The sequence below is a fragment of the Rhizobacter koreensis genome (assembly GCF_013366375.1).
GTDB lineage: Bacteria > Pseudomonadota > Gammaproteobacteria > Burkholderiales > Burkholderiaceae_C > Schlegelella_A > Schlegelella_A koreensis.
In genome coordinates this window covers 131,530-157,356 of the sequence record NZ_JABWMJ010000008.1, presented here as the reverse complement: position 1 = coordinate 157,356, position 25,827 = coordinate 131,530, and the positions used below count along the sequence as shown (strand labels likewise).

Genomic DNA, 25,827 nt, shown 5'->3' with positions numbered 1-25,827 from the left:
CGACGATGAACTACACGGACATCCTCTACGAGGAGCGCGACCAGATCGCGACCATCGCCATCAACCGGCCCTCGGTGATGAACGCCTTCCGCGGCCAGACGATCGAGGAGATGCTGCACGCGATGATGAAGGCGGGCTGGGACAAGAAGATCGCGGCCATCGTGATCACCGGCACCGGGGACCGCGCCTTCTGCACCGGCGGCGACCAGTCTGCGCACTCCGGCCAGTACGACGGCCGCGGCACCGCCGGCCTGCCGATCGAGGAACTGCACAGCGCCATCCGCGACGTGCCCAAGCCCGTGATCGCCCGCGTGCAGGGCTTCGCCATCGGCGGCGGCAACGTCATCGCCACGCTGTGCGACATGACCATCGCCTCCGACAAGGCGGTGTTCGGCCAGGTCGGCCCCAAGGTCGGCTCGGTCGACCCCGGCTGGGGCACGGCCTACCTGGCCGCCGTGGTCGGCGAGAAGAAGGCGCGCGAGATCTGGTACATGTGCCGCCGCTACAGCGCGCAGGAGGCGCTGGCCATGGGCCTGTGCAACGTGGTGGTGCCGCACGAGCAGCTCGACGCCGAAGTGGCCAAGTGGGGCCGCGAACTGGTCGAGAAGAGCCCCACCGCGATCGCCATCGCCAAGCGCTCGTTCAACGCCTCCACCGAGCACATCCGCGGCATCGGCAGCCTGGGCATGCAGGCGCTGAGCCTGTACTACGACACCGACGAGTCGAAGGAAGGCGTGCGCGCCTTCCTCGAGAAGCGCAAGCCCGACTTCCGCAAGTTCGGCGGCGGCTGAACTGCAACGAGTGCAAATGGCATGCTCGCGCTGACCAACGTCCAGATCGTCTACGACAACACCATCGAGGCGGTGCGCGAGGTGTCGCTCACGCTCGGCAAGGGCCGCATCGTGGCGCTGCTGGGCGCCAACGGCGCCGGCAAGTCCACCACGCTGAAGGCCATCTCCGGCGTGCTCTATCCGGAAGACGGCGAAGTCAAGGCCGGGCAGATCAGCTTCGAGGGCCGCCCGCTGGCCGACATGGCGCCAGACCGCATCGTCCGGCAGGGCATCGTGATGGTGCCCGAGGGGCGGCGGCTGTTCGACCAGCTCACGGTCGAAGAGAACCTGCTGATGGGCGGCTACACGCGCAGCGCCGCCGACTCCCGCCGCGGCCTGGAGCGGGCCTACGCCCTGTTCCCGCGCCTGACCCAGAAGCGAACGACGATCTCGGGCTACCTGTCCGGCGGCGAGCAGCAGATGGTGGCCATCGGCCGTGCGTTGATGTCCGAGCCCAAGGTGCTGATGCTCGACGAACCCACGCTGGGCCTGGCGCCGCAGATCTGCGAGGAGATCTTCGGCATCGTCACGCAGTTGCGGCGCGACAGCGGCGTGAGCATCCTGCTTGTCGAGCAGAACGCCCAGGCCGCGCTGGCTGTGGCCGACGAGGGCTACATCATGGAAAACGGACGCATCGTGCTCGACGGCCCGGCCGACAAGCTGCTGCGCAACGAGGATGTGCGCGAGTTCTACCTCGGCTTCGCAGAAGGCGGCACACGCAAGAGCATGCGCGAGGTCAAACACTACAAGCGCCGCAAGCGCTGGCTGTCCTGAGGCGCGTATGCGGCACGAGAGTCTGCTCAGGGTCGAAGGCCTGACCAAGCGCTTCGGCGGTGTCGAAGCGGTTTCCGGCGTGAGCTTCCATGTCGGCCGCGGCGAGATCTACTCGCTGATCGGCCCCAACGGCGCCGGCAAGACGACCACGTTCAACATGATCAGCGGCATCGTGCCCCCATCGGCCGGCACGGTCCACTACGACGGCCGCGACATCACGGGCATGCCCTCGCACCGCATGCCGCTGATGGGCATCGGGCGCACCTTCCAGAACCTGGCCGTGTTCAAGCACGCCAGCGTGGTGGAGAACCTTCTCGTGGGGCGCCACTGCCACATGCGCACCAACGTCTTCGACGCCGCCTGGTTCCTCGGCCGCGCGCGGCGCGAGGAGCTGGAGCACCGCCGAAAGGTGGAGGAGATCATCGACTTCCTCGAGATCGAGGACATCCGCGACATGCCGGTGGGCGCCCTGTCGTACGGCATGCAAAAGCGCGTCGAGCTCGGCCGCGCGCTGGCCACCGAGCCCAAGCTGCTGCTGCTCGACGAGATGGTCTCCGGCATGAACACCGAAGAGACCGAGGACATCGCGCGCTTCGTGCTCGACATCCGCGACGAGCTCGGCGTCACCGTGCTGATGGTGGAACACGACATGGGCATCGTGATGGACATCTCCGACCGCGTCTGCGTGCTGAACTTCGGCCGCAAGATCGCCGAAGGCACGCCGGCGCAGGTCTCGGCCGACCCGGCCGTGATCGAGGCCTATCTGGGCGGGGCGAAGGCCGCATGAGCTTCACCATCGACAGCGGCCTGGACGCCGCGCTCGACAACGGCGAGCACACCCTGCCCAAGCTGCTGCAGCACTGGGCGCGCGCGATGCCCGACGCACTGGCGCTGCGCGAGAAGGACCTCGGCATCTGGAACCGGATGACCTGGGCTGACTACCACGACGCCGCTCGGCGCTTCGCGCTCGGCCTGCTGAAGCTGGGCTTCCGGCGCGGCGAGCGCCTGGCCATCGCCAGCGAGGACACGCCGCAGTGGATGTTCGCCGACCTGGGCACACAGGCCATCGGCGGCGTGGTGGTCGGCATCTACCCCACCAACCCCTGGCCGGAGCTGCAGTACATCGTCCACCACTCCAACAGCCGCTTCGTGGTGTGCGGCGATCAGGAGCAGGTCGACAAGGTGCTGGACGCGATGAGCAAGCACGAGGTCGGGCTGCCCGACGTCGCCAAGATCATCGCGGTGGACATGAAGGGCATGCGCGGCTACCCGCGCGACAAGCTGCTGTCCTTCGACGAGGTGCTCGAGCTGGGAGATCAATACGCCGCCGAGTCGCCGGAGCAGGCGCGTGCCTTCGATGACGGCATCGCCGCGACGCAGCCCGACGACACCTGCATGCTGGTCTACACCTCGGGCACCACCGGGCCGCCCAAGGGCGCGATGCTGTCGCACCGCAACCTGCTCGTCACGACCGACAAGCTGCGCCGCTGCTTCGGCCTGGACCGGCACAACATGGAAGTGCTGTGCTACCTGCCGCTCTGCCACGTGGCCGAGCGCGCTTTCTCGACAGTGATGCACATGATGACCGGCGGCGTGGTCAACTACGCCGAGTCGATCGACACCGTGGCCGCCAACCTGCGCGAAATCGCGCCCAAGGTGTTCCTCGGCGTGCCGCGCATCTGGGAGAAGCTGCAGCAGGGCATCCTGATGCGCATGCAGGACGCCACGCGGCTGCAACGCTGGGCGTTCAAGCGCTGTTTCGAGTCGGGCAAGGCGCTGTTCGAGCGTGTCGAGCGGCGCGGCGGGCAGCGCACGCTGGCCGACCGTCTGCAGTTCGGCCTGCTGTGGCTGCTGATGTTCCGCAACCTGCAGAAGTTCGTCGGGCTGGACCGCATGCGCTGCGGCTTCTGCGGCGGCGCCAGCGTCTCGCCCGAGGTGCTGAAGTTCTTCCGCATCCTGGGCCTGCCGGTCTATCAGGTGTACGGCATGACGGAATCGGGCGGCGTGATCTTCCACCAGCACGCGAAGGCCGAGCGCCTGGGTGCCACCGGCACCCCGATCGAAAGCCTGAACTGGAAGATCGCCGAGGACGGCGAGCTGGTCGTCAAGCACCCGGCCGTCTTCAAGGGCTACATCCACGACAACAACGCCACCGCGCTGACGGTGCAGGACGGCTGGCTGCACACCGGCGACATCGTGGCGCTGGCACCCAACCAGGAGTTGATGATCGTCGACCGCAAGAAGGCCATCATCATCACCAGCGGCGGCAAGAACATCTCGCCCTCCGAGATCGAGAACGCGCTCAAGGACAGCCTGTACATCCGCGAGGCCATCGTGCTGGGCGACGGGCGGCACTTCCTCTCGGCGCTGGTGCAGATCGACTACGACACCGTCGGCAAGTGGGCGCAGGAAAAGCGCCTGGCCTTCACCACCTACCGCAGCCTGTCGCAGCTGCCCGAGGTGCGCGAACTCGTCGACATGGAGGTGCGGCGCGTGAACAAGCTCTTCGCGCGGGTGGAGAACATCCGCAAGTTCCTCATCCTCGAGAAGGAACTCGACCACGACGACGGCGAGCTGACCGCCACGCAGAAGGTGCGCCGCAACATCATCGGCAAGAAGTTCGCGCGAGAGATCGAAGTGATCTACGGCGGGGGCACGGCCTGATGGACTACTTCCTTCAACTGCTGATCTCGGGCGTGGCGGTGGGGCTGGTGTACGGCTTCATCGGCATGGGCTTCGCGATGATCTTCCGCGCCACCGGCGTCGTGAACTTCGCCCAGGGCGAATTGATGATGCTGGTGGCCTACATCGGCTTCACGCTGGTGGGCACCTTCAAGCTCGGCTTCTGGCCGCTGCTGCTGGCGTCGATCGGGGTCTCGGTGCTCATCGGCCTCATGGTCGAGGTGCTGCTGATCCGCCCGATGCTGGGGCAGCCGGTGTTCTCCACCGTCATGGTGACGATCGGCCTGGCGGTCATCATCCGCTCGGTGGTGGTGCTGATCTGGGGCGCCGACCCGATGCCGCTGGCCACCGGACTGTCCACCACGCCCATCCGCATCGGCCCGGCAGGGCTGTATCCGGCGCAGATCTACGCGCTGGGCATCATGGCCTGCGTGGTGGGCGGGCTGTGGGCCTTCTTCCGCTTCTCGCGCACCGGCATCGCGATGCGGGCCACCGCCAACCTGCAGACGACGGCGCTGCTGATGGGCATCAACGTCAAGCGCATCTTCGCGTTGTCGTGGGCGCTGTCGGCGGGTCTGGCAGCCATCGCCGGCGTGCTGGTGGGCGTGATCTACGACCTCAACCCAGGCATGTGGCTGACGGGCTTGCGCAGCTTCCCTGCCGTGATCCTCGGCGGGCTGGACTCGGTGTTCGGCGCCGCGCTCGGCGGCGTGCTGATCGGCGTGGCCGAGAACCTGTCTGAAGGCTACATTGGCCGCGGCATGAAGGAGATCGCGGGTTTCGTGCTGATCCTGGTGGTTCTGATGGTGCGGCCCTACGGCCTGTTCGGCAAAGCCGAGATCGAGCGAGTCTGATGCGCAGCGGCAATTTCAAGGAAGACTACCGCCAGTTGCTGGCGCTGACCGACTCGGTGCCGGTGATCGTCTGGTCACTGGTGCTGGTGGCGGCGATCGCGCTCGCGCCGCTGCTCATCGGCAAGTACTTTGTCTCGCTGCTGCTGCTGCTGATGGTCACGGCCGTCGGCGTGCTGGGACTGAACATCCTCACCGGCACCACCGGCCTCATCTCGCTGGGCCACGCCGGCTTCCTGGCGGTGGGCGCGTATGCGGCCGGCATCGTGGCCGGACGCTACGGCTGGCCGATGCCCGCGGCGCTGCTGGCCGGTGGTACCGCTGCCGCGGCCGCCGGCCTGGTGGTGGGCGTGCCCTCGCTGCGTCTGAAGGGCCTGTACCTCGCGATCACGACGATGGCCTTCGCGGTGATCATCAACCACCTCATCCTCAACGGTGGCGAGTTGACCGGCGGCTCCGAGGGCTTGAAGGTGCCGCAGCCGGCGTTGCTCGGCCAGCCACTCGCGGCCGAAGGCGGCTACTACTACGTGGTGCTGGCGGTGTTGCTGCTGGCAGTGTTCGCCACGCTGAACCTGCAGCGCAGCCGCGTCGGCAGGGCGCTGATGGCGATCCGCGAGCACGACATCGCCGCGCGCGCGATGGGGGTGAACCTGGTGCGCTGGCGACTGCTCGCCTTCACCGTGAGCGCCTTCTACACCGGCGTGGCCGGTGCGCTGCTGGCCTTCTACACCCGCTACCTCAACGTCGACAGCTTCAGCCTGCTGGTGTCGATCGAGGCGCTGTCGATGCTGATCGTCGGCGGCCTGGGCACGGTGTCGGGCGCGCTGCTGGGCGCGGTGTTCATCTTCGTGCTCAACGAGGGCCTGGGCCTGCTGTTCAGCGCGCTCGGCTCGGGCGCGCTGTCCACGGCCGCCTTCGAGATCAAGGGCATCGTCTATGGCCTGGCCATCGTGCTCTTCCTGCGCTTCGAGCCCGACGGCCTGGTCGGCCGCTGGCGCGACCTCAAGCACTACTGGACGCACTGGCCGTTCCGCTACTGATATCCCCACCGGCCGGGGCCCGCAGCCCCGCTCACCACGAGAGGAGTTCGACATGAGCACGATCGTTCGCAGCCTGCGCCCCCTGTGGGCAGCCGCGCTGCTCGCACTCGCCGGCGCCGCGCAGGCCGCGGACCCCGGCGTCTTCGACGACCGCCTCGTCATCGGTGGCGTACTGCCGCAGACGGGCCCGCCCAGCCTCATCGGCAAGGCCGGCGTGATCGCGCTGCGCGTGTGGGAGAAGGACGTCAACGCTCGTGGCGGAATCCACGGCCGCAAGATCGATCTGCGCGTGGAGGAAGACGGCTACGTGCCGCAGCGCTCGGTGCAGGCGATCAAGAAGCTCGTCGACGTCGACAAGGTCTTCGCCGTCATCGGCACCTCGGGCTCCTCGCACTTGATGGCGATGATGCCCACGATCGAGGAGAACCAACTCCCGGCAATCAATTTCGCCGCCGTCGCCGGCACGCACTTCAACCCGCCGCGCAAGACGGTCTTCAACATCGGTGCCACCTACTGCCAGGAAGTCACTGGCGTGATGAAGCATCTGATCGCCACGCGCAAGCTGCAGAAGGCCAAGTTCGCGCTGATCTACCAGGACGACGACTTCGGCGCCGATGTCAAGTGCGGCTACGACGCGGCGCTCAAGTCCGCCGGCCTGAGCAGCACGATCGACGTGCCGTACAAGCGGGCGCAGAAGGACTTCTCGGCCGAGGTGCTGGCGGTGCAGAAGTCAGGCGCCACTTTCGTGCTCGTGGGCGGCATCATCAGCGAGACCGCCACCATGCTCAAGGAGATCCAGAAGAACGGCATGGACGTCATCCGCCTGGCGGCGCACCCCTCGCACCTGGGCGCGGTGCTGCAACTGGCCGGCAGCGCCGCCGAGGGCCTGCTGGTGGCCGACTACGTGCCGCCGATCACCGACACCGAGACGCAGGGCATCGGCCGCCTGAACGCGCTGGCCTACAAGTACCTCACCGCCGACGACGTGAAGGCGATGAACCGCTACTCGCTCACCGGCTACGTGGCGGCGATGCTGCTGGAGTCGGCCCTGCAGGCCTGCGGCCGCAACCTGACGCGCGCCTGCCTGGTGCAGAAGCTCGAGCAGACCAAGAACTTCGCCAGCGACGGCATCATGGCCCCGCTGACCTTCGGCCCCAACATCCGCCAGAGCGGCACGCGACCGATCCTGCTGAAAGCCAACGTCGCCACCGGCAAGTTCGAGCGCGCTTCGGACTGGTTGTCGGACAAGTAGCCGGCGGCCGCCGTTCCTGCCCCCTCCCTGCACCCCTGCCGCCCTGCCCCACCCATGCACCACATTCTCGCCCTGCGCCACCTGGTCGCCACCTTGGCCGCCTCGGCGTTCGCCTTCACTGCCACGGCCGCGGAGCCGGGTGTCACCGACACGAAGATCATCCTCGGATCCGTGACACCGGTCAGCGGCCCACCCAGCCTGCTCGGCAAGGCCCACTTGCTGGCCTTGAAGGTGTGGGAGCAGGACATCAACGCCCGCGGCGGCATCAATGGCCGCAAGGTCGAGATCCGCCAGGACGACGACGGCTACGTGCCGCAACGGGCGTTGCAGGGCGTCAAGCGGCTCAACGAGGTGGAGAACATCTTCGCGCTGCTGGGCACGTCGGGCGCTGCGATGCTGCAGGCGATGCTGCCCTACATCGAGGAGCAGAAGATCCCCACCATCAACGGCATGGCGGTGTCGGCCTCGCACTTCACGCCGCCGCGCAAGACGGTGTTCATTCTCGGCCCGACCTACTGCCAGGAACTGGCCGCCGGCATGGCGCACCTGGTCAAGAGCAAGAACCTGCAGAAGGAGAAGTTCTCGCTGGTCTACCAGGACGACGAGTTCGGCACCGACGTGCGCTGCGGCTATCAGAAAGCCGTCAAGGCGCTGGGCCTGGCGAGCGTGGCCGAGATCTCCTTCAAGCGTGGCACCAAGGACTTCTCGGCCGAGATGCTGAGCCTGAAGCAGGCGGGGGCCACCTTCATCGCCTCGGGCGGCGTGGTGGCCGAACACTCGATGCTGCTGAAGGAGGCCGCGAAGAACCAGATGCCCATCACCTTCCTGGCCATCCACTCGGCACACCTGACGCCGGTGCAGGCCCTGGCCGGCCCGGCCGGAGACGGGTACTACGTGGCCGACTACGTGCCCCCGCTCACCGAGCTGGCCGTGCCTGGCATGGCCAAGTTCATCGCGCTGACGCAAAAGTACCTCAGCGCCGACGAACAGAAACTGCTCAATCGCTACTCCATCACCGCCTACGTCGGTGCGCTGTTGATGGAAGACGCCATCCGCCGCTGCGGCAAGGCATTGACGCGTTCCTGCGTGGTCGAGAAGCTGGAGACCACCCAGAACCTGGGCACCGACGGCCTCACCTCGCCGATCAGCTTCAGCGCCACGCAGCGGCAGTCGCCCAGCAGCGTGCTCGTGCTTCGCTCCGACGCCAAGGGCGGCAAGTTCGATAGGGTGTCTGATCCGATTCCGGTGAGCGATTGAGCGACAAGCCTGTGTCTGTCCCGACACATGCGCATGGCCCGTTCCAGGAGTTGGTCGGGTACGAGACCCTCACTGAAGGGGATCGACCGTACCTGCGGCTGCCTGTCAGGCGCGATCTGCTCAACCCGCACGGTGTCCTGCACGGCGGAGTGAGTCTGACGCTGCTGGACGCCATCGGCGGCCGCTCCCTGGTTGGCCAGTTGGTGCCCGCCACGGGGCAGCGCATCCTGTCTTCGGTGACCGTCACGCTGACCACCGACTTCATGCTCGGCGTGCGCGATGGCGTGCTGTTTGCCACCGGCTCGCCCGACCACATCGGGAAGACCGTGGCCTACGTGTCGGTGGAGTTGCGGCACAACGCGATGGACGGCCCGCTCGTCGCGCGCGGGCTGGGCACCTACCGCGTCTACACGCGCTCCCTGGTGAGCCCGGTGTGACTGTGGCGGCGGCAGCCCGGGCCCGGGTTGCAGGCTTCCGTCAGAACACGCCGCTCGCCAGCCCCGCCGCCAGCGCCTGGCCCAGTTCGGCGCAGCGACGCAGCGCGGCCTCGTCGATGCGTTTGGGCGCGAGGATGTCTTCGGGGGTCTGCGCCCCCGTGCGCACGATCAGCGGCTCGGCCACCGCGCGCAGCCGCCAGCCGGTGGCGATGCGTTCGATCTGGCGCACCGCCATGCTGCCGTCGGTGCCGGCACAGACCATCACGGCATAGGGCCGGCCGTTGATGCGGTCGAGCGCGGCGTAGTAGGTTCGGTCGAAGAAGTCCTTCAGCGCGCCGGACATCGCGGCCAGGTTCTCCGGCGTGGCGAACAGGTAGCCGTCGGCGCCCAGCACGTCGGCTGCGGTGGCGTCGAACGCGCGCCGCAGCGCGAGCTCGACACCGCCCTCGCTGCGCGCCGCGCGCACCGCGGCCTCGACCATCTGCGCGGTGCCGCCTGTCATGGTGTGGTGCACGACGAGCAGCGTCTTCATCGGCCTGCCGCCCCCGCCCGGCATCGGTCAGCCGCGCATGGCGTCCGTCACGGCGCCGCCTCGAAGCCCGCAAAATGCGCAAACTCTTCCGGCTCCGCCCGCTCGGTGATGAAGGCGTTCTCGGGCGCTGCCGGGTCCTCGTGGCCGAGCGCGATTCCGCACGCCAGAATCTCGTGCTCCGACAGCGGCAAGTGCTCGCGCGCGACCTTGTGGAACCAGGCGAACGCCGCCTGCGCGCAGGTATGCAGGCCCTGGGCCCGGGCCGCGACCATGATGTTCTGGATGAACATGCCCAGGTCCATGAAGCTGCCGGTGTTCAGGCGCCGGTCGAGGGTGACGAGCAGGCCCACCGGGGCGTCGAAGAACACGTAGTTGCGCAGCATCTGCCGTTCGCGCGCGGCGGCGTCGTCGCGCGCAATGCCCAGCGTGGCGTACAGGCCGAAGCCGCAACGCCGGCGCCGATCGAGGTAAGGCTCGACCCACTGCGTCGGGTAGTAGGCGTACTCGGGCTGATGCCGGTCGGCGTCGGTGGTGGCGGCCTGCACGATGGCGTCGCACAGGCGTTGCCGCGGTTCACCGGCGACGGCATAGACGCGCCAGGGCTGGACGTTGTTGCCGCTCGGCGCACGCGCCGAGACCTGCAGGATATGGTGCACCGTCGACGCGGGCACCGGCGTGGGCAGGAAACGCCGCACGGACTTGCGGCTGCGGATGGCATCGTCGACGTGCATCGGGGGTTCCTCGTAGCGACCTTGGGTACCGGTTCGGCAGCAGGCATCCGTCGTGCCGCGGCGGCCGTCGCCGCGCGCGCTGGACGCCGGATGCGCCATGCGCTAATCTCGCGCCAATGGATTCTACCAAACGACCGTTCGAGTGGCTGCCCTTGGCGGCCACCATCGCCGGGTCGAACCTGACGGCCTTCATCCGCCACACGGGCCAGCCCGACCTGCCCAGCCTGCAACGCCGTGCCGACGCCGACCCGGCCTGGCTGATGGAGCAGGTGCTCGGGTTCTGCGACTTCCGCTTCTACAAGCCCTACGAGCGCATGCTCGACACCTCGCGCGGCATCGAATGGGCGCGCTGGTGCGTCGGCGGCACGACCAACATCGTGCTCAACTGCATTGACCGCCATCGCGGCACGCCCGCCTGGGACCGCACCTTCATCACCTGGGAGGGTGAAGACCCCAAGGCCCCGAACGCGCGGCGCGAACTCAGCTACCGCGAGTTCGACGCCGAGCTCTGCCGGCTGGCCGGCGCGCTCGAGGCGCTGGGCGTGCAGCGCGGCGACCGGGTGGGCCTGTACATGCCCAACCTGCCCGAGACCTTCATCGCCTTCTTCGCGGTGCTGAAGATCGGCGCCGTCATCATGCCGCTGTTCTCGGGCTTCGGGCCGCAGCCGCTGGTGGCGCGCCTGAACGATGGCGAGGCCAAGGTGGTGCTCACGGTCGACGGCACCTGGCGCCGCGGCAGCCCTGGCGCGATGAAGTCGGTGCTCGACGAGGCCTTGGCGTCGACGCCCAGCGTCGAACACGTGCTGGTGCTGCGCAACCTGGGCGATGCCGTGCCCTGCCCGATGACCGCCGGGCGCGACCTCGACTGGGCCACGGCCGTGGCCGGGCAGGCGGCCGAGCGGCCGACGGCCGAGATGGCCGCCGACGACGCCGCAGTGTTGCTCTACACCTCGGGCACCACCGGCAAGCCCAAAGGCTGCGTCTGGACGCACGTGGGCTTCCTCGGCTCGATGGTCACGCGCGACATGCACATCTGCGGTGACTTCCGCGCGGATGACCGCTTCTTCTTCATGAGCGACATGGGCTGGATGGTGGGTGCGATGTGTGCCTGCATCCCCAGCTACTTCGGCGGCAGCCTGCTGGTGGCTGAGGGCACGCCCGACTACCCCGACACCGGCCGCTTCTGGCGACTGCTGCAGGACCACCGGGTCACCTACCTCGGCGTGGCGCCCACGCTGATCCGTGGACTGATGCGCCACGGCGACCAGGACGTCGAGCGCTACGACCTCTCGGCGCTGCGCATCACCGTCTCCGGCGGCGAGGCCTGGACCGAAGCGCCTTGGCGCTGGTTCTTCGAGCATGTGTGCAAGAAGAAACTGCCGTTCCTGAACATCGTCGGCGGCACCGAGGTCGGCGGCTGCAACTTCACCGGCACCGTGCACCACCCGTTGCGCCCGGGCTCCTTCGGCATGGGCGGCCTGGGCGTGGGCGTTGACATCGTCGACGAAGCCGGCCAGCCCGTAGGCCCTGGCCAGGTGGGCGAACTGGTGCTGCGCAACCCCAACATCGGCTTCACCAAAAGCCTGTGGCGCGACGACGAGCGCTACCTCGACAGCTACTGGCGCACGATCCCCGGCCTGTGGGTGCATGGCGACTTCGCGATGCGCGACGCCGACGGCCTCGTCTACATCCTCGGCCGCAGCGACGACACCATCAAGGTCTCTGGCAAGCGCACCGGCCCTTCCGAGATCGAAACGCTGCTCACCGGCACGGGCAAGGTGTCGGAAGCGGCGGTGATCGGCGTGCCCGACGAGGTCAAGGGCTCGGCCATCGTCTGCGTGTGCGTGCCGATGCCCGGTGTGGCGGCCGACGGCACGCTCGAGCAGGAGCTGGCGGCAGCCGTGGTCAAGGGCATGGGCAGCTCGTACCGCCCGCGCCAGGTGCTGCTGGTGAGCGACCTGCCCAAGACGCGCAACATGAAGATCATGCGGCGCGTGGTGCGCGCGGTTTACAGGGGCGACAGCCCGGGCGATCTGTCCTCGCTGGTCAACCCGGAGGCCGTGGCGGATCTGCGGGCGAGGCTGTCGGCTTGACGGGCGGCGGCTCGGCGCTTCGGCCAACCGCGTTCACGGAACGCCAAGTGCGGCCAGCGCATCGATGTAGCCGGAGTCCCGCGACTCGATGCCGCCCACCGCGTCGCTGACCCGGTGCAGCAGCCCGTCTTCGAGCCCGTAGACGAAGCCGTGCACAGCCACCGCCTGGCCTCGTCCCCACGCCCGGCGCAGCACCGTGGTGCGGCACACGTTGCTGATCTGCTCGATCACGTTCAGCTCGCACAGCCTGTGCGCCCGCTCGGCGGGTGACGAAGCCGCTTCGAGCCGGGCTTCGTGCTTGCGCGCGACGTCCTCGATGTGGCGCAGCCAGTTGTCGGCCAATCCGGTGCGGCGCTGCTCGATGACCGCCTGCACCCCGCCGCAGCCGTAGTGGCCCACCACCAGCACGTGCTCGACCTTCAGCACCTCCACCGCGTACTGCAGCACCGTCAGGCAGTTCAGATCCGAGTGCACCACGAGGTTGCCGACGTTGCGGTGCACGAAGATCTCGCCCGGCCGCAGGCCGACGATCTCGTTGGCCGGCACGCGGCTGTCGGAACAGCCGATCCACAGGTAGCGCGGCGTCTGCTGACCGGCGAGCCGGGTGAAGAACATCGGGTCCTCGGCGCGGCAGCGGGCCGACCACGCGCGGTTGTTGCGGATCAGGGGGTCGATGCTGCACATGCTGTTGTTCCTTCGCGGTGCTGCGGGCTCAGCGGCCCTTCCACACCGGCTTGCGCTTCTCGGCGAAGGCGCGCGGGCCTTCCTGCGCGTCTTCGCTGGCGTAGGCGGCGCGGTAGATGTTGTGCGCCAGCGCCATGCCGGCGTCGCAGCCCGCGCTCATCGCGGTGAGGATCGATTCCTTGCCCGCCATCACCGACAGCGGCGCGTTGTCGCGGATGCGCTCGGCCAGCGCCTGTGCGCGGGCGCGCACCGCGTCGGGCGTGTCCTCGAGGTAGTTGATGAAGCGCAGTTCGTGGAAGGTCTCGATCGGGTACAGCTCGCCGGTCAGCACCATCTCCATCAGCAGCGGCTGCGGCAGCATCCACAGCAGCGGAATCGCCCACGGGCTGCCGCGGCCGGCGATGCGCGTCTCGGTGATACCAACCTGGGTGCCCTTCAGCCCGACGCGCAGGTCGGAGTTAAGCGACAGCATCATGCCGCCGGCGATCAGGTGCCCGGTCATCGCGGCGATGATCGGCTTGGCGACGCGGCGCTGGCGGGCGTGGAACGGGTCCTTCATCTTCGTGAGGATGTCCACGCCCTCCTCCTTCTTCACCCGCGAGGCCTCGCGCAGGTCCAGGCCGGCGCAGAAGGTTCCGCAGTCGGCCGAGGTGAGGATCGCGACGCGCACGTCCTTGTCGGCATCGACCTGGTCCCAGCATTCGTACAGGCGGTTGGCTGCCGCCGGCGACAGCGCGTTGCGGATCTCGGGGCGGTTGATCGTGACCGTGGCGATGCCGTCGCACACCTCGTAGAGCACGGTGTCGGCGTCGTTCATGGCGGGACTCATCGGGCCACCTTCCAGTTGGCTGCGCGCTTGCCCAGGAAGGCGGCGATGCCTTCGGCCGCCTCGGGCGTTTCCCAGGCATCGGCCAGCGCGTTGGCGGTGTAGTCCATGCACTCGCGCGGTGGCCGGCCGTGCACGTCGTTGAACAGCTGCTTGGTCGCCGCGATCGAGCTCGCCGGCAGCGAAAGCACGAGATCGAGTTCCTCATCCACCGCGCGGTCCAGGTCTTCCGGCGCGACGACACGGTCGACGAGGCCGATGCGCTCGGCCTGCGCGGCGTCGATGAACTGCGTGGTCAGCCCGTAGCGGCGCGAACGCGCGAGGCCGATCTTGCGCGCGACGTACGGGCCGATGTTGGCCGGCACCAGCCCGAGCCGCGCCTCGGTGAGCGAGAAGCGTGCGGTGCTCGCGGCGATGGCCACATCGCAGATGCAGGTCATGCCGAAGCCGCCGCCGGTGGCCGGGCCGTTGATGCGGCCGATCACCACCTTGGGCAGGCGGTCGAACTCGTAGAACAGGTCGGCCAGCGGCAGCGAGTCGGCGATGCGCTGCTCGCGGCTCTGCGACAGCACCGTCTGCATCCAGGTCAGGTCGCCGCCGGCACAGAACGACTTGCCTTCGCCGCTGAGCACCACCGCACGCAGCTTCTTGTCGGCGCCGATCGCGGCGATGGCGTGCAGCAGCTCGCGCACCACGTCCAGGCTCAGCGCGTTCTGGATCTCGGGGCGGGCGAGCGTGAGGCGGGCGACATACTCGCTGTCGCGCTCAAGGCGGATGGTCTGGTAGTCCAACGGGTTCTCCAGGCAGGTTGTCAGGTGGCCGCATCGGCCGGGGCAGCGTCGGGAGCGTCGGCGGCGGCGACGACCGCCACCACGCGGCCACGCTCCACGGTCTGGCCGGCGACGGCGCTCAGGCTGGCCAGCACACCGTCGTGCTCGGCGCAGATCTTCATTTCCATCTTCATCGACTCCATCGTCACCACCAAGTCGCCGGCGCGCAGGGCCTGGCCCAGCTCGGCATGGGTGGCGAGGATGGTGCCCATCATCGGCGTGCGCAGCTCGCCGGACCCGGCAGAGCCGGCCGCCGCGCGGGCCAGGTAGGGCTGCACCTCGATCTGGTGGCCGGCGCCGCCGGCTTGCACGAAAAGGTTCGTCCCGCGGCGGGCAAAGGCCAGCGTCTGCACTTCGCCGCCCTGCTCGCCCTGCCAGCCGCCGCCGGGCTGCGCGCGCAGCGCCAGGCGCAGGCGCGTGTCGCCCACCTGCACGGTGGTGAAACCGTCGGGTCCGGGGATGCCCAGGTGCACCTCGTGGACCGTCGTGCCGTCGCGCAGCAGCACCGCGGGCACGGCGCTCACCGGGTCGTCTCCGGCGTGCATCAGCCAGCCTGTGGCATCGGCCGCCGACCAGGCCCCACAGTCGGGAGCGCGCGCGCGCTCGTCGAGCATCCACCACAGGCCGGCCGCGGCCACGATGGCCGGCGGCACCACCTGGGCCGTGCGATCCGGCCGGGCCAGCCATTCATCGATGCTGCGGGTGTGGAAGCTGGCATCGCGCACCTCGGCCCGCGCCAGCAGCCGGCGCAGGAAATCGGCGTTGGTGGTCACGCCCAGCACCCGCGTCTGGGCCAGTGCGGCCTGCACGCGGTCGAGCGCTTCGTCGCGAGTGGCTGCGTGCACCACGAGCTTGGCCAGCAGCGAGTCGTAGTGCGACGTCACCTCCGAGCCGGCGCGCACGCCGCTTTCGACGCGCACCCCGCCGCCCGGGAAGGCGATCTGCTCGATGCTCCCGGTGGCGGGCAGGAAGTCGCGCTCGGCGTCCTCAGCGCACAGCCGCGCTTCCACGGCGTGGCCGCGCACGCGCACGTCGGCCTGGCGTACGGACAGGCCTTCGCCTGCGGCCACGCGCAGCATCAGTTCGACGATGTCGACGCCGGTCACCTCCTCGGTGACCGGGTGCTCGACCTGCAGGCGCGGGTTGACCTCGAGGAACCAGTGCCGATCGCCGGCGACGAGAAACTCGACTGTGCCCACGCCACGGTAGTCGAGTCGGCGCGCGATCCGCAGCGCATCGTCGAGCAACTCCTCGCGCAGCCTCGAGGGCAACGGCGCGGCGGGCGCCTCCTCGATCAGCTTCTGGTGGCGGCGCTGCAGCGTGCACTCGCGCTCGAACAGGTGGATCACCTCTCCGCGGCCGTCGCCGGCGATCTGCACCTCGACGTGGCGCCCGCGTTCGACATAGGGCTCGACGATCAGCGCCGCATCGCCGAAGGCGCTGCGCGCCTCGCGCATGGCGGTCCCGATGGCCCCGGACAGCTCACTCGCCTGCCGCACCACATGCATGCCCTTGCCGCCGCCGCCGGCCGCGGGCTTCAGCAGCACCGGCAGCGTGAGCCCGAGTGCACGCTGGGTCACCGCATCGGCGTCTGCGCTGGCGTCTTCGCCGCCACCGAGCACCGGCACGCCGGCGGCGCGAGCCTCGGCCTTGGCCTGCCCCTTGTGGCCGAGCCGGCGCAGCGTATCGGCCGTGGGCCCGATGAACACCAGCCCCGCCGATTCCACGGCTTCAGCGAACGCCGGGTTCTCGGCCAGGAAGCCGTAGCCGGGGTGGATGGCCTGCGCACCGGTGCGGCGTGCGGCGTCGATGACGGCGTCGATGCGCAGGTAGCTGTCGGCGGCGCTGGCGCCGCCCAGGCCGATGGACGCGTCCATCACCGAGGGGTGGAGCGCATCGCGGTCGGCGCCGGAATGCACGCCGACCGGCGCGATGCCCAGCCGCCGGCAGGTGCGCGCGATGCGGCACGCGATCTCGCCGCGGTTGGCGATCAGGATGCGCCGGAACATCAGCGCCCGCTCCAGCGCGGCGGCCGCTTCTCGTTGAAGGCGCGCACGCCTTCGAGCCGGTCCTGCGACGACACGAGCACGTTGTAGGCGGCAATGTCGAGCGCGTAGCCGCTGTGGAAGTCGACCTCGCCGCCGCGCGACGCCGCCACCTTGGCGTAGTGCACGGCCATCGGCGCGGCCAGCGCCACCTCGCGCGCCTCGGCCACCGCGGTGGCAAGCGCCTGGCCGGGCTCGACCAGCGTGGTGGCGATGTTCCACTGTGCGGCCTGCTCCGCGCTGAAGCGGCGCGCGGTCAGCAGCAGTTGCTTGGCGCGCCGCGCCCCGGCCGCGCGCACCAGGTTCTGGATGCCGCCGCCGCCGGGCATGATGCCGCGCCGCACCTCGGGCAGCGAGAACACCGCCGAGCGCGCGGCCACGATCCAGTCGCACATCAGCGCCAGTTCGCAACCGCCGCCATGCGCATGGCCTTCCACGGCGGCGATCACCGGGCACGGAAAGTCCTTCACCGCCAGCAGCACCTCCTCGGCCAGCTGGTGCTGCCGCCGCCACTGCTGGTCGGTCATGCCGTCGCGCTGCTTCAGGTCGCCGCCGGTGCTGAAGGCGCGCTCGCCGGCACCGGTGACGACGAGCACGCGCAGGCCGTCGTCGTAGGCCAGATCATGCAGTGCGGCGCGCAGGTCGACGAACATCTGCGTGTTCATCGCGTTCATCACCTCGGGTCGGTTCAGCACCAGGCAACGCAAGCCCTCGTCGGGGGAGGTGCCCGGGGCTGGCTCGACGCGCAGCGTTTCGTAGGTTCCCATCGTGCGGTCTCAGTACGAACGCGGCATGCCAAGCAGATGCTCGGCCACCTGCGCCAGAACCAGGTTGTTGGAGATCGGCGCGGTGCGGAACAGGCGGCTCTCCTTCCACTTGCGCTCGATGTCGAACTCGCAGGCCACGCCGTAGCCGCCAAAGGTGGTCATCGCGGCCTCGGCCGCCTCCCAGGCGGCCTCGCTGGCGAGGTACTTCACCATCGTGGCCTCGCGGCCGCAGGGCTGGCCGGCGTCGAACAGCGTGGCCGCCTTGTTGCGCATCAGCTCGGCCGCCTCGACGTTGAGGTGCGCCCGCGCGATCGGGAACTGCACGCCCTGGTTGGAGCCGATCGGGCGGTCGAACACGACGCGCTCGCGCCCATAGGCCGCGGCCTTGCCGACGAACCAGTGGCCGTCGCCGATGGCCTCGCTGGCCACCAGCAGGCGCTCGCTGTGCAACGAATCGAGCAGGTAGTGGAAGCCCTTGCCTTCCTCGCCGATGCGATCGTCGTCGGCGAGCTCCAGGTTGTCGATGAACACCTCGAAGGTGTGGTGGTTGATCATCGTCTTGATCTGGCGCGACTGCAGCGCCTTGCCGGCCTTGGCGATGTCGATCAGGAACAGGCTTAGGCCGTCGGTCTTCTTCTTCACCTCGGCGAGCGGCGTGGTGCGCGCGATCAGCAGGTACAGGTGCGAATGGCTGTAGCGCGAGGTCCAGATCTTCTGCCCGTTGAGCACGTAGCCGCCGGGCACGCGGCGCGCGAAGGTCTTGATCGCCAGCGTGTTGGAACCGGCGTCGGGCTCGGTCACTCCGAAGGCCTGCAGGCGCAGGCTGCCGTCGGCGATGCACGGCAGCGTGCGGCGCTTCTGCGCCTCGCTGCCGTGGCGCATGATCGAGGCCATCGTGTACATCTGCGCGTGGCAGTGCACGGCGCTGGCGCCGTTCTGGTTGATCTCCTGCAGGATCAGGCAGGCGTCAAGCAGCGGCAGGCCGGCGCCGCCGTATTCCTCGGGGATCAGTGCGGCCAGCCAACCGGCCTGGGCCATCGCATCGACGAAGGCCTCGGGGTACTGGCCGTCCTGCGCCAGCTGGCGCCAGTACGCGGGGCCGAAACGCGCGCACAGCTCCTTCACGGCGGCGCGGATCTGGGCCTGGGTGTCGGTGTAGTCGAAGTTCATCGGCATGGGAAATTGCCTCCTTCCGGTCGGTTCAGCCGATCACGCCGAGGCGCTGCAGCGCGGCCTGCGCCGCTGCATCGATGCCCAAGGCATGGAGCACGGCTGCGGTGTCGGCACCCAGCGCCGGTGGCGCCGTGGGCGTGCGGCCACGCTCGCCGCCGCTGTTGAAGGGCAGGCCGATGGCGCGGTGCCCGGGTGCCTGCGGTAGCGGCACGTCGGTCAGCAGCCCCAGGGCCTGAACCTGCTCCTGCTCCAGCACCTGGGCCACGTTGTTCAACTCGCTGCAGGGCGCGCCGGCCGCGCGCAGCAGGGCGATGCACTCGGCGGTGCTGCGCGTGCGCGTGTGCGCTGCCAGCGCCTCGTGCAGCGCGTCACGGTGGCCCACGCGCGAGGGGTTGTCGACGAAGCGCGCATCGCGCGGCAGCTCGGGGCAGCCCAGCGCGTCGCAGATGCGGGCGAACAGCCGGTCGTTGGCGGCCGCGATGAAGACCTGGCCGTCGGCCGTGTCGTACAGCTCGTAGGGCACCATCATCGCCATGCCCGAGCCCATCTTGCGCGGCAGCCGGCCCGTGGCCAGGTAGTTGGCGATCGGCACCGCCATCCACGCCAGGCCGGTCTCCAGCAGGCTGGCGCCCACACGCAAGCCCTGGCCGGTGGTGGCGCGCTGCAGCAGGGCCGCGAGCACGGCCATGGCGGCCCACATGCCGGTGCCCAGGTCGATCAGCGACACGCCCACCCGCGCCGGCTCGTCGCCTTCGTGGCCGGTGACGCTCATGATGCCGGTGAAGGCCTGCATCAGCGGGTCGTAGCCGGGCAGGCCACGCATCGGCCCCGCCTCGCCGAAGGCGCTGATGGCGCAGTACACGAGCCGTGGGTTCGCGGCGCGCAGCGGTTCGTCGCCCAGGCCGCGCGCCTCGGCGCTCCCCGGCTTGAGCGAATGCACCAGCACGTCGGCACCCGCGGCCAGCTGCGCCACGATGCGCTGGCCCTCGGGCCGGTCGAGGTCGAGCGCGACGCTCTTCTTGCTGCGGTTCAGCGCCGCAAAGCCGGTGCCCATGCCGCCGATCTCGGGCGGCCGCCAGGCGCGCGCGTCGTCGCCGCCGCCCGGCCGCTCGATCTTGATGACGTCGGCGCCGAGGTCGGCGAGCACCTGCGTGCAGTACGGGCCGGCGACGTTCTGCGTCAGGTCGATGACGCGCAGGCCCTGGAGGACGGAGCCGAGCATCGCCGTCACATCCTGAACACGCCGAAACGCGTGTCGCGTTGCGGCTGGCGGCCGGCCAGCTCGAACAGCAGGGCCAGCGTGTCGCGCGTCTCCAGCGGGTCGATGACCATGTCGCACCACAGGTTGGAGGCGAAGTTGTAGGGGCTGGCGAAGGCCTCGAACTGCTCGCGGATGGGCTGCTTGAAGCGCTCGCGCTCGGCGTCGGTCCAGCTCGTGCCTTCGCGCTCGTGGATGCGGTCGCGCACCATCGTCAGCGTGGTGGCGGCCTGCTCGGGGCCCATCAGCGCGGCACGGCCGCTCGGCCACATCAGCATCGCATGCGGCTTGAACGGCCGCCCGCACATCGCAAGGTACGCCGCGGCGTACGAGCCGCCGGTGATGAGCGTGTAGCGCGGCACGTTGGCCGAGGCCATGGCGGTGATGAACTTGGCGCCGTGCTTGGCGATGCCCTCGCGCTCCACCGCCTGCCCGACCATGAAGCCCGACACGTCGGCCACGAACAGCAGCGGGATGTCGCGCTGGCAGGCCAGCTCGATGAAGTGCGCGCCCTTGACCGCAGCCTCGGAAAAGATGACGCCGTTGTTGGCCAGGATGCCGACCTGGAAGCCCTTGATGCGCGCGAAGCCACAGACCAGCGTGTCGCCGTACAGCGGCTTGAATTCCTGGAACTCGCTGCCATCGACCAGACGCGCGACGACCTCGCGGTTGTCGGTGGGGTGGCGCGTGTCGGCGCTGACGATGCCGTAGATCTCTCGCGGGTCGTGCAGCGGCGCGCGGCTCGGGGCCACGTTCCAGCGCTGCTTCGGCGGCGTGCCGAGGTTGGCCACGATGTCGCGCACGATGGCGATGGCGTGGCCGTCGTTCTCGGCCAGGTGGTCGGTGACGCCGCTGACGCGGCTGTGCATCTCGCCGCCGCCCAGCGTCTCGACATCGACCTCTTCCTTGGTGGCCGCATACACCAGCTCGGGCCCGCCGAGGAACATCGCGCCCTGCTTGCGCACGATGACGGCGATGTCGCACAGCGCCGGCAGGTAGGCACCGCCCGCGGTGGACGGGCCATGCACGGTGGCGATCTGCGTGATGCCCTCGGCCGACATGCGGATCTGGTTGTAGAAGATCGAGCCGAACTGGCCGTCGTCCGGGAAGATGTGCGCCTGCTCGGGCAGGTTGGCGCCGCCGGACTGGACCATCGTGATACACGGCAGCCGGTGCTGCCAGGCGAACATCTGCGCCCGCACGTGCTTCTTCGCGGTGATGCCGTAGTAGGTGGCGCCCTTCACCGTGGCGTCGTGGATCATCAGCATGCACGGCCGGCCGCTGACCAGGCCCACGCCGGTGATGATGCTGCCGCCGGGCGGCACGCCCTCGTACAGGCCCTCGCCCGCGAGCTGGCCGAACTCCAGGAACGGCGAGCCGGGGTCAAGCACCGCTGCCAGCCGCTCGCGCGGCAGCAGCTGGCCGCGCTGCTTGTGCAGCCGACGCGCCTTCTCGGGCCCGCCGATGAGCGCCCGCGCACGGCGTGCGTGCAGGTCGGCGATGCGTGCAAGGTAGGCCTCGCGGTTGCGCGCGAAGGCCTCGCCGCCGGGCGAAACCGTGGAGGGCATCACCGTCATCGCGGTGCCCCGGGTTCCTTGCGCTGCGATTGCGCGAAGCGTTGCAGGTGGTGGTCGATGCCGCCGTCGGCCTTCTCGAACAGGGTCAGGCGGCGGAAGTAGTGGCCGATGTCCAGATCCTCGGTCATGCCGACGCCGCCGTGCAACTGCACGCCCTGCTGGGCGACGTAGCGCGCGCGCGCGCCGACCGCCACCTTGGCCGCCGACGCCGCACGCGCCCGCTCGGCCGGTGCAGCATCGGCATGCAGCGCCGCCATCACCACCATCGAGCGCGACGCTTCGAGCGCCGCGAACATGTCCACCATGCGGTGCTGCAGCACCTGGAAGCTCGCCAGCGGCGCGCCGAACTGCTTGCGCGTGGCCAGGTAGGCGCCGGTCTTGTGCAGCACGGCCGTCATCGCGCCCAGCGCGTCGGCGCAGGCGGCGATGGTCGACAGGTCGACGGCGCGCTCCAGCGCCTCCAGTGCACGCCCCGGGTCGCCCAGCAGTGCCGCGGCGTCGAGCTGCACGCCGTCGAGCCGCAGCTCGCCGGCGGACACGCCGTCGTAGCGCCGGTAGGGTTCGATGCGCACGCCGGCCGTGCCCACCGGCAGCGCGAACAGCGCAAGGCCGGCGCGCTCGCCCGGGCGGCCGTCGAGGCGCGCACTGACGATGGCCATGTCGGCCTGCGGCAGGCCGACGACGCCGGTCTTGCGGCCGTCGAGCGCCCAACCGCTGCCCTGACGCTTTGCGCGCGTTTCGACCCACGCGAGCGTGGGGCCCGAGTCGGCCTCGGTGCAGGCCAGCGCCAGCCGGCTGCGCCCTTCGACCAGCGGCGTCAGCAGCGCCAGTTGCTGCCCGGCGTCGGCCGCGGCGGCCACCGCCTGCGCCGCCAGCACGGTGGATGCGACGTAGGGCTCGAGCGAGAGCGCCGCGCCCATCGCCTCGCACACGGCGATGAGCTCGGGCATGCCGCCGAAGCCACCCGCGGCCTCGGGCAGGCCAAGGCCCAGCCAGCCGAATTCGGCAAAGCGCGTCCAGTGCGCCGCCCCGGCCACGGCGTCGTCGGCTGACGCCAGCCGCTTCGCGCGCGCGTCGAAGCGGTACTCGGCGCGGAAATACTTCTGCGCCGCATCACGCAGCATCTTCTGTTCGGGGGTGGGGTTCAGGTCCATGCACGTGTCATCCGTTCAACGTGCCACGCCGGCCAGCATGGACTTGGCCAGCACCGTCTTCTGCACCTCGTCGCTGCCGCCGTAGATGGTGGCGGCTCGCAGGAAGGCAAAGCGCTCCATCGCATGGGCGTGGAGTGAATCGGCCAGCGCGCCCTGCGCGTGCCAGGGCCAGGCCTGTTCGGCGCCGACCTCGAGCGCCAGCTCCGACAATGTCTGCTGCACCGCGGTGCCCATCAGCTTGAGCAGCGACGACTCCGGGCCCGGCGCTTTACCCGCAGCCATGGAGGAGAGCACGCGCAGATTGGTGAACTCCAGCGCCATCAGGTCGATCTCGGCACGCGCCAGGCGGGCGGACATGCCGGGCTGGTCGATCAGCCGTCCACCGCCCCAGCCGCGCGATTCGGCCGAGCGCAACACGTTGGCCATCGCCGCCTTCGAGTCGGCCACGCCGGCGATGCTGGTGCGCTCGTGCGTGAGCAGGTACTTGGCGATCTCCCAGCCCTGCCCTTCCTTGCCCACCAGGTTGCTGCGCGGCACGCGCAGGTCGGTGAAGAAGACCTGGTTCAGGTGGTGCTCGCCGTCGATCGAGACGATGGGCCGCACCTCGATGCCGGGACGGTCCATCTCGATCAGCAGGAAGGAGATGCCCTCCTGCTTCTTGCCGGTGCTGGCCGTGCGCACCAGGCAGAACATGTGCGTGGCCCAGTGCGCGTAGGTGGTCCAGATCTTCGAGCCGTTGATGACGTAGTCGTCGCCGTCGGCCACCGCGGTGGTGGCCAGACTCGCCAGGTCGGAGCCCGCGCCGGGCTCGGAATAGCCCTGGCACCACCAGTCCTCGCAGCGGCGGATGCGCGGCAGGTACTGCGCCTTCTGCGCCTCGGTGCCGAAGGCGATCAGCACCGGGCCCAGCATGATCACGCCCATCGACAGGCCCACCGGCGCGTTGGCGGCGGCGCGCTCCAGGTCGTACAGATAGCGCTGCGTCGGCGTCCAGCCGGGCCCGCCGTGCTCCTTGGGCCAGCCCACGACCAGGTAGCCCTGCTCGTCGAGGCGGCGCTGCCAGTGCACGATGTCGTCGCGCGTCAGCATCTGCCCGCTCTGGACCTTGCGCCGCAGGGCTTCGGGGGTGTTGGCCGCGAACCAATCGCGCACGCCGCGCTGGAAGGCGCGGTCCTCGTCACTGAATGTCAGGTCCATCGGGTGGCAAACCTTGTTCGAACGCGGGTCGAGCCGACGCGCGTGCGGCGCGGCGGCTTGCAGGCTTCAGAGCGAGATGCCGCCGCCGCAGATCAGCACCTGGCCACTGATGTAGTTGGACTCGGGCGTACACAGCAGGTACACCGAGCCCGCGGCCTCTTCGGGCGTGCCGCCGCGGCCGAGCGGGATGGTGCGCTCCATCATCGTCATCAGCTCGGGGTTGACCCCCACCTTGATCTGCCGGCCCTCGACGTCGATCGAGGCGTTGCCGCCGGCGGTGGCCTCGGTCAGGCGGGTCTTGATCAGGCCGAAGGCCACCGCATTGACGTTGACCTTGTAGCGCCCCCACTCCTTGGACAGCGCCTTGGTCAGGCCGATGATGCCGGCCTTGCCGGCCGAGTAGTTGGCCTGGCCGGCATTGCCGCCGGTACCGGCGACCGACGAGATGTTGACCACCTTGCGGAACACTTCCTTGCCGGCATCGGCCTCGACCTTGGACTGGTGGCGGAAGTAGTCGGCCGCGGCGCGCAGGATCTTGAACGGCGCCGTCAGGTGCACGTCGAGGATCGCGTGCCACTGTTCGTCGGTCATCTTCTGCACCACGTTGTCCCAGGTGTAGCCGGCGTTGTTGACGATGATGTCCAGGCCGCCGAAGCCGTCGATCGCGGTCTTGACGAACTTCTCGGCAAAGCCGTCGGCGGTGACGCTGCCGGCACAGGCCAGGGCCTGGCCGCCCGCGGCCTTGATGGCGGCGACGGTTTCTTCGGCCGGGCCGGCGTCGAGGTCATTCACGACGACCTTGGCGCCTTCGCCGGCCAGTTTCATCGCGATGGCGCGGCCGATGCCGCGGCCGGAGCCGGAAACGATGGCCACTTTGCCTTCGAGCTTCTTCATGGGTGTCTCCAGAGAATGGGATTCGGTGTGGATGCGGGGTCAGTCCAGCGCGACGATGGCGTCTCCGCTGAGCGTGACCTGCTCGCCGTTGCGCGAGGCCGTCAGCTCGATGCGCGCGCAGGGGCGGCCGCGGTAGTCGAGCTTCTCGACGACCTTGCCGCTGCACTGCACGCGGTCGGCCACCTGGGTGATGGCCGCGAAGCGCACGCCGTAGTTGAGCACGCGGCTTTGCGGCACCCACTGGGTGAGCGCGCGCGCCAGGTAGGCCATCGACAGCATGCCGTGCGCGAACACGTCCTTCATGCCGGCCTTGCGGGCAAAGTCGAGGTCGATGTGGATGGGGTTGTGGTCACCCGAGGCGCCAGCAAACAGGGCCAGCGTGGTGCGCGAGATCGGCGGCAGCTCGAGCATGGGCATGGCGTCGCCAACGTTCACGTTCTTGGGATCGAAACTCATCGTGCGTCTCCTCTCGCTTCTCAACCGTGGCGCACGACAAGAATGCCGCGCATGTCGGCGACGTGCTCGCCGAGCTGGTTGGTGACCTTGGACTCGCGCACCACGAACTCGAGCAGGCCGCCCTTCTTGTCGTAGATGTCGGTGACCCTGGTCTCGATGCGCAGGGTGTCGCCGGCGCACACCGGGGCGTGGTAGTCGAAGTGCTGCTCGCCGTGCAGCACCTTGCCCAGGTCGATCTCGAATTCCTGGATCATCTTCATCGACACGCCGGCATCGCTCTCGGCGCCGAAGAAGAAGGTGGGCGGCGCGACGATGCCGCGATAGCCCGCGGCCTTGGCCGCGGCTTCGTCGGTGTGGATCGGGTCGGTGAGGCCGATCACCTTGGCGAAGAAGGCGATGCGCCCCTTTTCCACCGTCCACAGCGTGGGCGGAGGCGCGTAGCCGATGTGCTTCCTGTCGATCATGGGTGGTGGCCCTTTGTTGATGG

General features: G+C 69.3%; 25 protein-coding genes. 10 read left to right on the top strand and 15 right to left on the bottom strand.

Annotated features, from left to right (window positions below; genetic code table 11):
- Positions 1 to 5: 5 nt before the first annotated feature.
- From badI to HQN59_RS17230, 9 genes are read left to right on the top strand one after another with little or no spacing between them, the layout of a single operon-like run.
- On the top strand, positions 6 to 791 hold the full coding sequence (gene badI, locus HQN59_RS17270; protein ID WP_176070360.1) for a 2-ketocyclohexanecarboxyl-CoA hydrolase: 786 nt from the start codon (positions 6 to 8) through the stop codon (positions 789 to 791).
- A gap of 21 nt (positions 792 to 812) precedes the next feature.
- On the top strand, positions 813 to 1,604 hold the full coding sequence (locus tag HQN59_RS17265) for an ABC transporter ATP-binding protein (protein ID WP_176070359.1): 792 nt from the start codon (positions 813 to 815) through the stop codon (positions 1,602 to 1,604).
- Between the two features lie 7 nt (positions 1,605 to 1,611).
- Complete coding sequence (locus HQN59_RS17260; protein WP_176070358.1) at positions 1,612 to 2,391, top strand: ABC transporter ATP-binding protein; 780 nt, start codon at positions 1,612 to 1,614, stop codon at positions 2,389 to 2,391.
- Positions 2,388 to 4,268: an AMP-dependent synthetase/ligase gene (locus tag HQN59_RS17255; RefSeq protein ID WP_176070357.1), complete on the top strand. Its 1,881-nt coding sequence runs from the start codon at positions 2,388 to 2,390 to the stop codon at positions 4,266 to 4,268. Before HQN59_RS17260 ends, HQN59_RS17255 begins: the two co-directional genes overlap by 4 nt.
- Positions 4,268 to 5,140: a branched-chain amino acid ABC transporter permease gene (locus HQN59_RS17250; protein ID WP_176070356.1), complete on the top strand. Its 873-nt coding sequence runs from the start codon at positions 4,268 to 4,270 to the stop codon at positions 5,138 to 5,140. The genes HQN59_RS17255 and HQN59_RS17250 overlap by 1 nt, the downstream gene beginning before the upstream one ends.
- Entirely contained in the window at positions 5,140 to 6,177 is a 1,038-nt protein-coding gene (locus HQN59_RS17245; RefSeq protein WP_176070355.1) for a branched-chain amino acid ABC transporter permease, read from the top strand. Before HQN59_RS17250 ends, HQN59_RS17245 begins: the two co-directional genes overlap by 1 nt.
- Positions 6,178 to 6,229: 52 nt before the next feature.
- A complete protein-coding gene (locus HQN59_RS17240) occupies positions 6,230 to 7,429 on the top strand; it encodes an ABC transporter substrate-binding protein (RefSeq protein WP_176070354.1) in 1,200 nt (399 codons plus the stop codon).
- A 54-nt stretch (positions 7,430 to 7,483) separates the two neighbouring features.
- A complete protein-coding gene (locus tag HQN59_RS17235; RefSeq protein WP_176070353.1) occupies positions 7,484 to 8,686 on the top strand; it encodes an ABC transporter substrate-binding protein in 1,203 nt (400 codons plus the stop codon).
- Positions 8,683 to 9,123 carry a PaaI family thioesterase gene (locus HQN59_RS17230; protein WP_176070352.1) on the top strand — a complete coding sequence of 147 codons (441 nt, stop codon included), beginning with the start codon at positions 8,683 to 8,685 and terminating at the stop codon, positions 9,121 to 9,123. The genes HQN59_RS17235 and HQN59_RS17230 overlap by 4 nt, the downstream gene beginning before the upstream one ends.
- 40 nt (positions 9,124 to 9,163) lie before the next feature.
- On the opposite strand, the gene HQN59_RS17225 is transcribed toward HQN59_RS17230, so the two are convergent.
- Together HQN59_RS17225 and HQN59_RS17220 are read right to left on the bottom strand one after the other, a co-directional pair.
- On the bottom strand, positions 9,164 to 9,655 hold the full coding sequence (locus HQN59_RS17225) for a flavodoxin family protein (protein WP_176070351.1): 492 nt from the start codon (positions 9,653 to 9,655) through the stop codon (positions 9,164 to 9,166).
- Positions 9,656 to 9,702: 47 nt separating this feature from the next.
- Positions 9,703 to 10,386 (bottom strand): nitroreductase, encoded by a 684-nt coding sequence (locus HQN59_RS17220; protein WP_176070350.1) that lies wholly within the window; start codon positions 10,384 to 10,386, stop codon positions 9,703 to 9,705.
- 116 nt (positions 10,387 to 10,502) lie between these two features.
- Between HQN59_RS17220 and HQN59_RS17215 the strand changes: the two genes are divergently transcribed.
- Positions 10,503 to 12,479: an AMP-binding protein gene (locus HQN59_RS17215; protein ID WP_176070349.1), complete on the top strand. Its 1,977-nt coding sequence runs from the start codon at positions 10,503 to 10,505 to the stop codon at positions 12,477 to 12,479.
- A gap of 33 nt (positions 12,480 to 12,512) precedes the next feature.
- Here the strand turns inward: HQN59_RS17215 and can are convergent, their stop codons facing one another.
- From can to HQN59_RS17150, 13 genes are all read right to left on the bottom strand, one after another.
- Positions 12,513 to 13,163 carry a carbonate dehydratase gene (can, locus tag HQN59_RS17210; protein WP_176070348.1) on the bottom strand — a complete coding sequence of 217 codons (651 nt, stop codon included), beginning with the start codon at positions 13,161 to 13,163 and terminating at the stop codon, positions 12,513 to 12,515.
- Between the two features lie 28 nt (positions 13,164 to 13,191).
- A complete protein-coding gene (locus tag HQN59_RS17205) occupies positions 13,192 to 13,992 on the bottom strand; it encodes an enoyl-CoA hydratase/isomerase family protein (protein WP_246294984.1) in 801 nt (266 codons plus the stop codon).
- Positions 13,989 to 14,780, bottom strand: coding sequence for an enoyl-CoA hydratase-related protein (locus HQN59_RS17200; protein ID WP_176070347.1), 792 nt, complete (start codon positions 14,778 to 14,780; stop codon positions 13,989 to 13,991). The genes HQN59_RS17205 and HQN59_RS17200 overlap by 4 nt, the downstream gene beginning before the upstream one ends.
- 20 nt (positions 14,781 to 14,800) lie before the next feature.
- On the bottom strand, positions 14,801 to 16,828 hold the full coding sequence (locus HQN59_RS17195) for an acetyl/propionyl/methylcrotonyl-CoA carboxylase subunit alpha (RefSeq protein WP_176070346.1): 2,028 nt from the start codon (positions 16,826 to 16,828) through the stop codon (positions 14,801 to 14,803).
- Positions 16,828 to 17,631 (bottom strand): enoyl-CoA hydratase/isomerase family protein, encoded by an 804-nt coding sequence (locus HQN59_RS17190; protein WP_176070345.1) that lies wholly within the window; start codon positions 17,629 to 17,631, stop codon positions 16,828 to 16,830. Before HQN59_RS17190 ends, HQN59_RS17195 begins: the two co-directional genes overlap by 1 nt.
- 9 nt (positions 17,632 to 17,640) lie before the next feature.
- Positions 17,641 to 18,801, bottom strand: coding sequence for an acyl-CoA dehydrogenase family protein (locus HQN59_RS17185; RefSeq protein WP_176070516.1), 1,161 nt, complete (start codon positions 18,799 to 18,801; stop codon positions 17,641 to 17,643).
- 31 nt (positions 18,802 to 18,832) lie between these two features.
- On the bottom strand, positions 18,833 to 20,026 hold the full coding sequence (locus tag HQN59_RS17180; protein ID WP_176070344.1) for a CaiB/BaiF CoA transferase family protein: 1,194 nt from the start codon (positions 20,024 to 20,026) through the stop codon (positions 18,833 to 18,835).
- Positions 20,027 to 20,031: 5 nt separating this feature from the next.
- Entirely contained in the window at positions 20,032 to 21,639 is a 1,608-nt protein-coding gene (locus tag HQN59_RS17175) for an acyl-CoA carboxylase subunit beta (RefSeq protein ID WP_176070343.1), read from the bottom strand.
- On the bottom strand, positions 21,636 to 22,793 hold the full coding sequence (locus tag HQN59_RS17170) for an acyl-CoA dehydrogenase family protein (RefSeq protein ID WP_176070342.1): 1,158 nt from the start codon (positions 22,791 to 22,793) through the stop codon (positions 21,636 to 21,638). The genes HQN59_RS17175 and HQN59_RS17170 overlap by 4 nt, the downstream gene beginning before the upstream one ends.
- A gap of 15 nt (positions 22,794 to 22,808) precedes the next feature.
- Positions 22,809 to 23,990, bottom strand: coding sequence for an acyl-CoA dehydrogenase family protein (locus tag HQN59_RS17165; RefSeq protein ID WP_176070341.1), 1,182 nt, complete (start codon positions 23,988 to 23,990; stop codon positions 22,809 to 22,811).
- 66 nt (positions 23,991 to 24,056) lie between these two features.
- Positions 24,057 to 24,884: an SDR family NAD(P)-dependent oxidoreductase gene (locus HQN59_RS17160; protein ID WP_176070340.1), complete on the bottom strand. Its 828-nt coding sequence runs from the start codon at positions 24,882 to 24,884 to the stop codon at positions 24,057 to 24,059.
- Between the two features lie 39 nt (positions 24,885 to 24,923).
- Positions 24,924 to 25,340, bottom strand: a complete 417-nt coding sequence (locus tag HQN59_RS17155; protein WP_176070339.1) for a MaoC/PaaZ C-terminal domain-containing protein — start codon at positions 25,338 to 25,340, stop codon at positions 24,924 to 24,926.
- 20 nt (positions 25,341 to 25,360) lie between these two features.
- Complete coding sequence (locus HQN59_RS17150) at positions 25,361 to 25,804, bottom strand: MaoC family dehydratase N-terminal domain-containing protein (protein ID WP_038200733.1); 444 nt, start codon at positions 25,802 to 25,804, stop codon at positions 25,361 to 25,363.
- Positions 25,805 to 25,827: the final 23 nt, after the last annotated feature.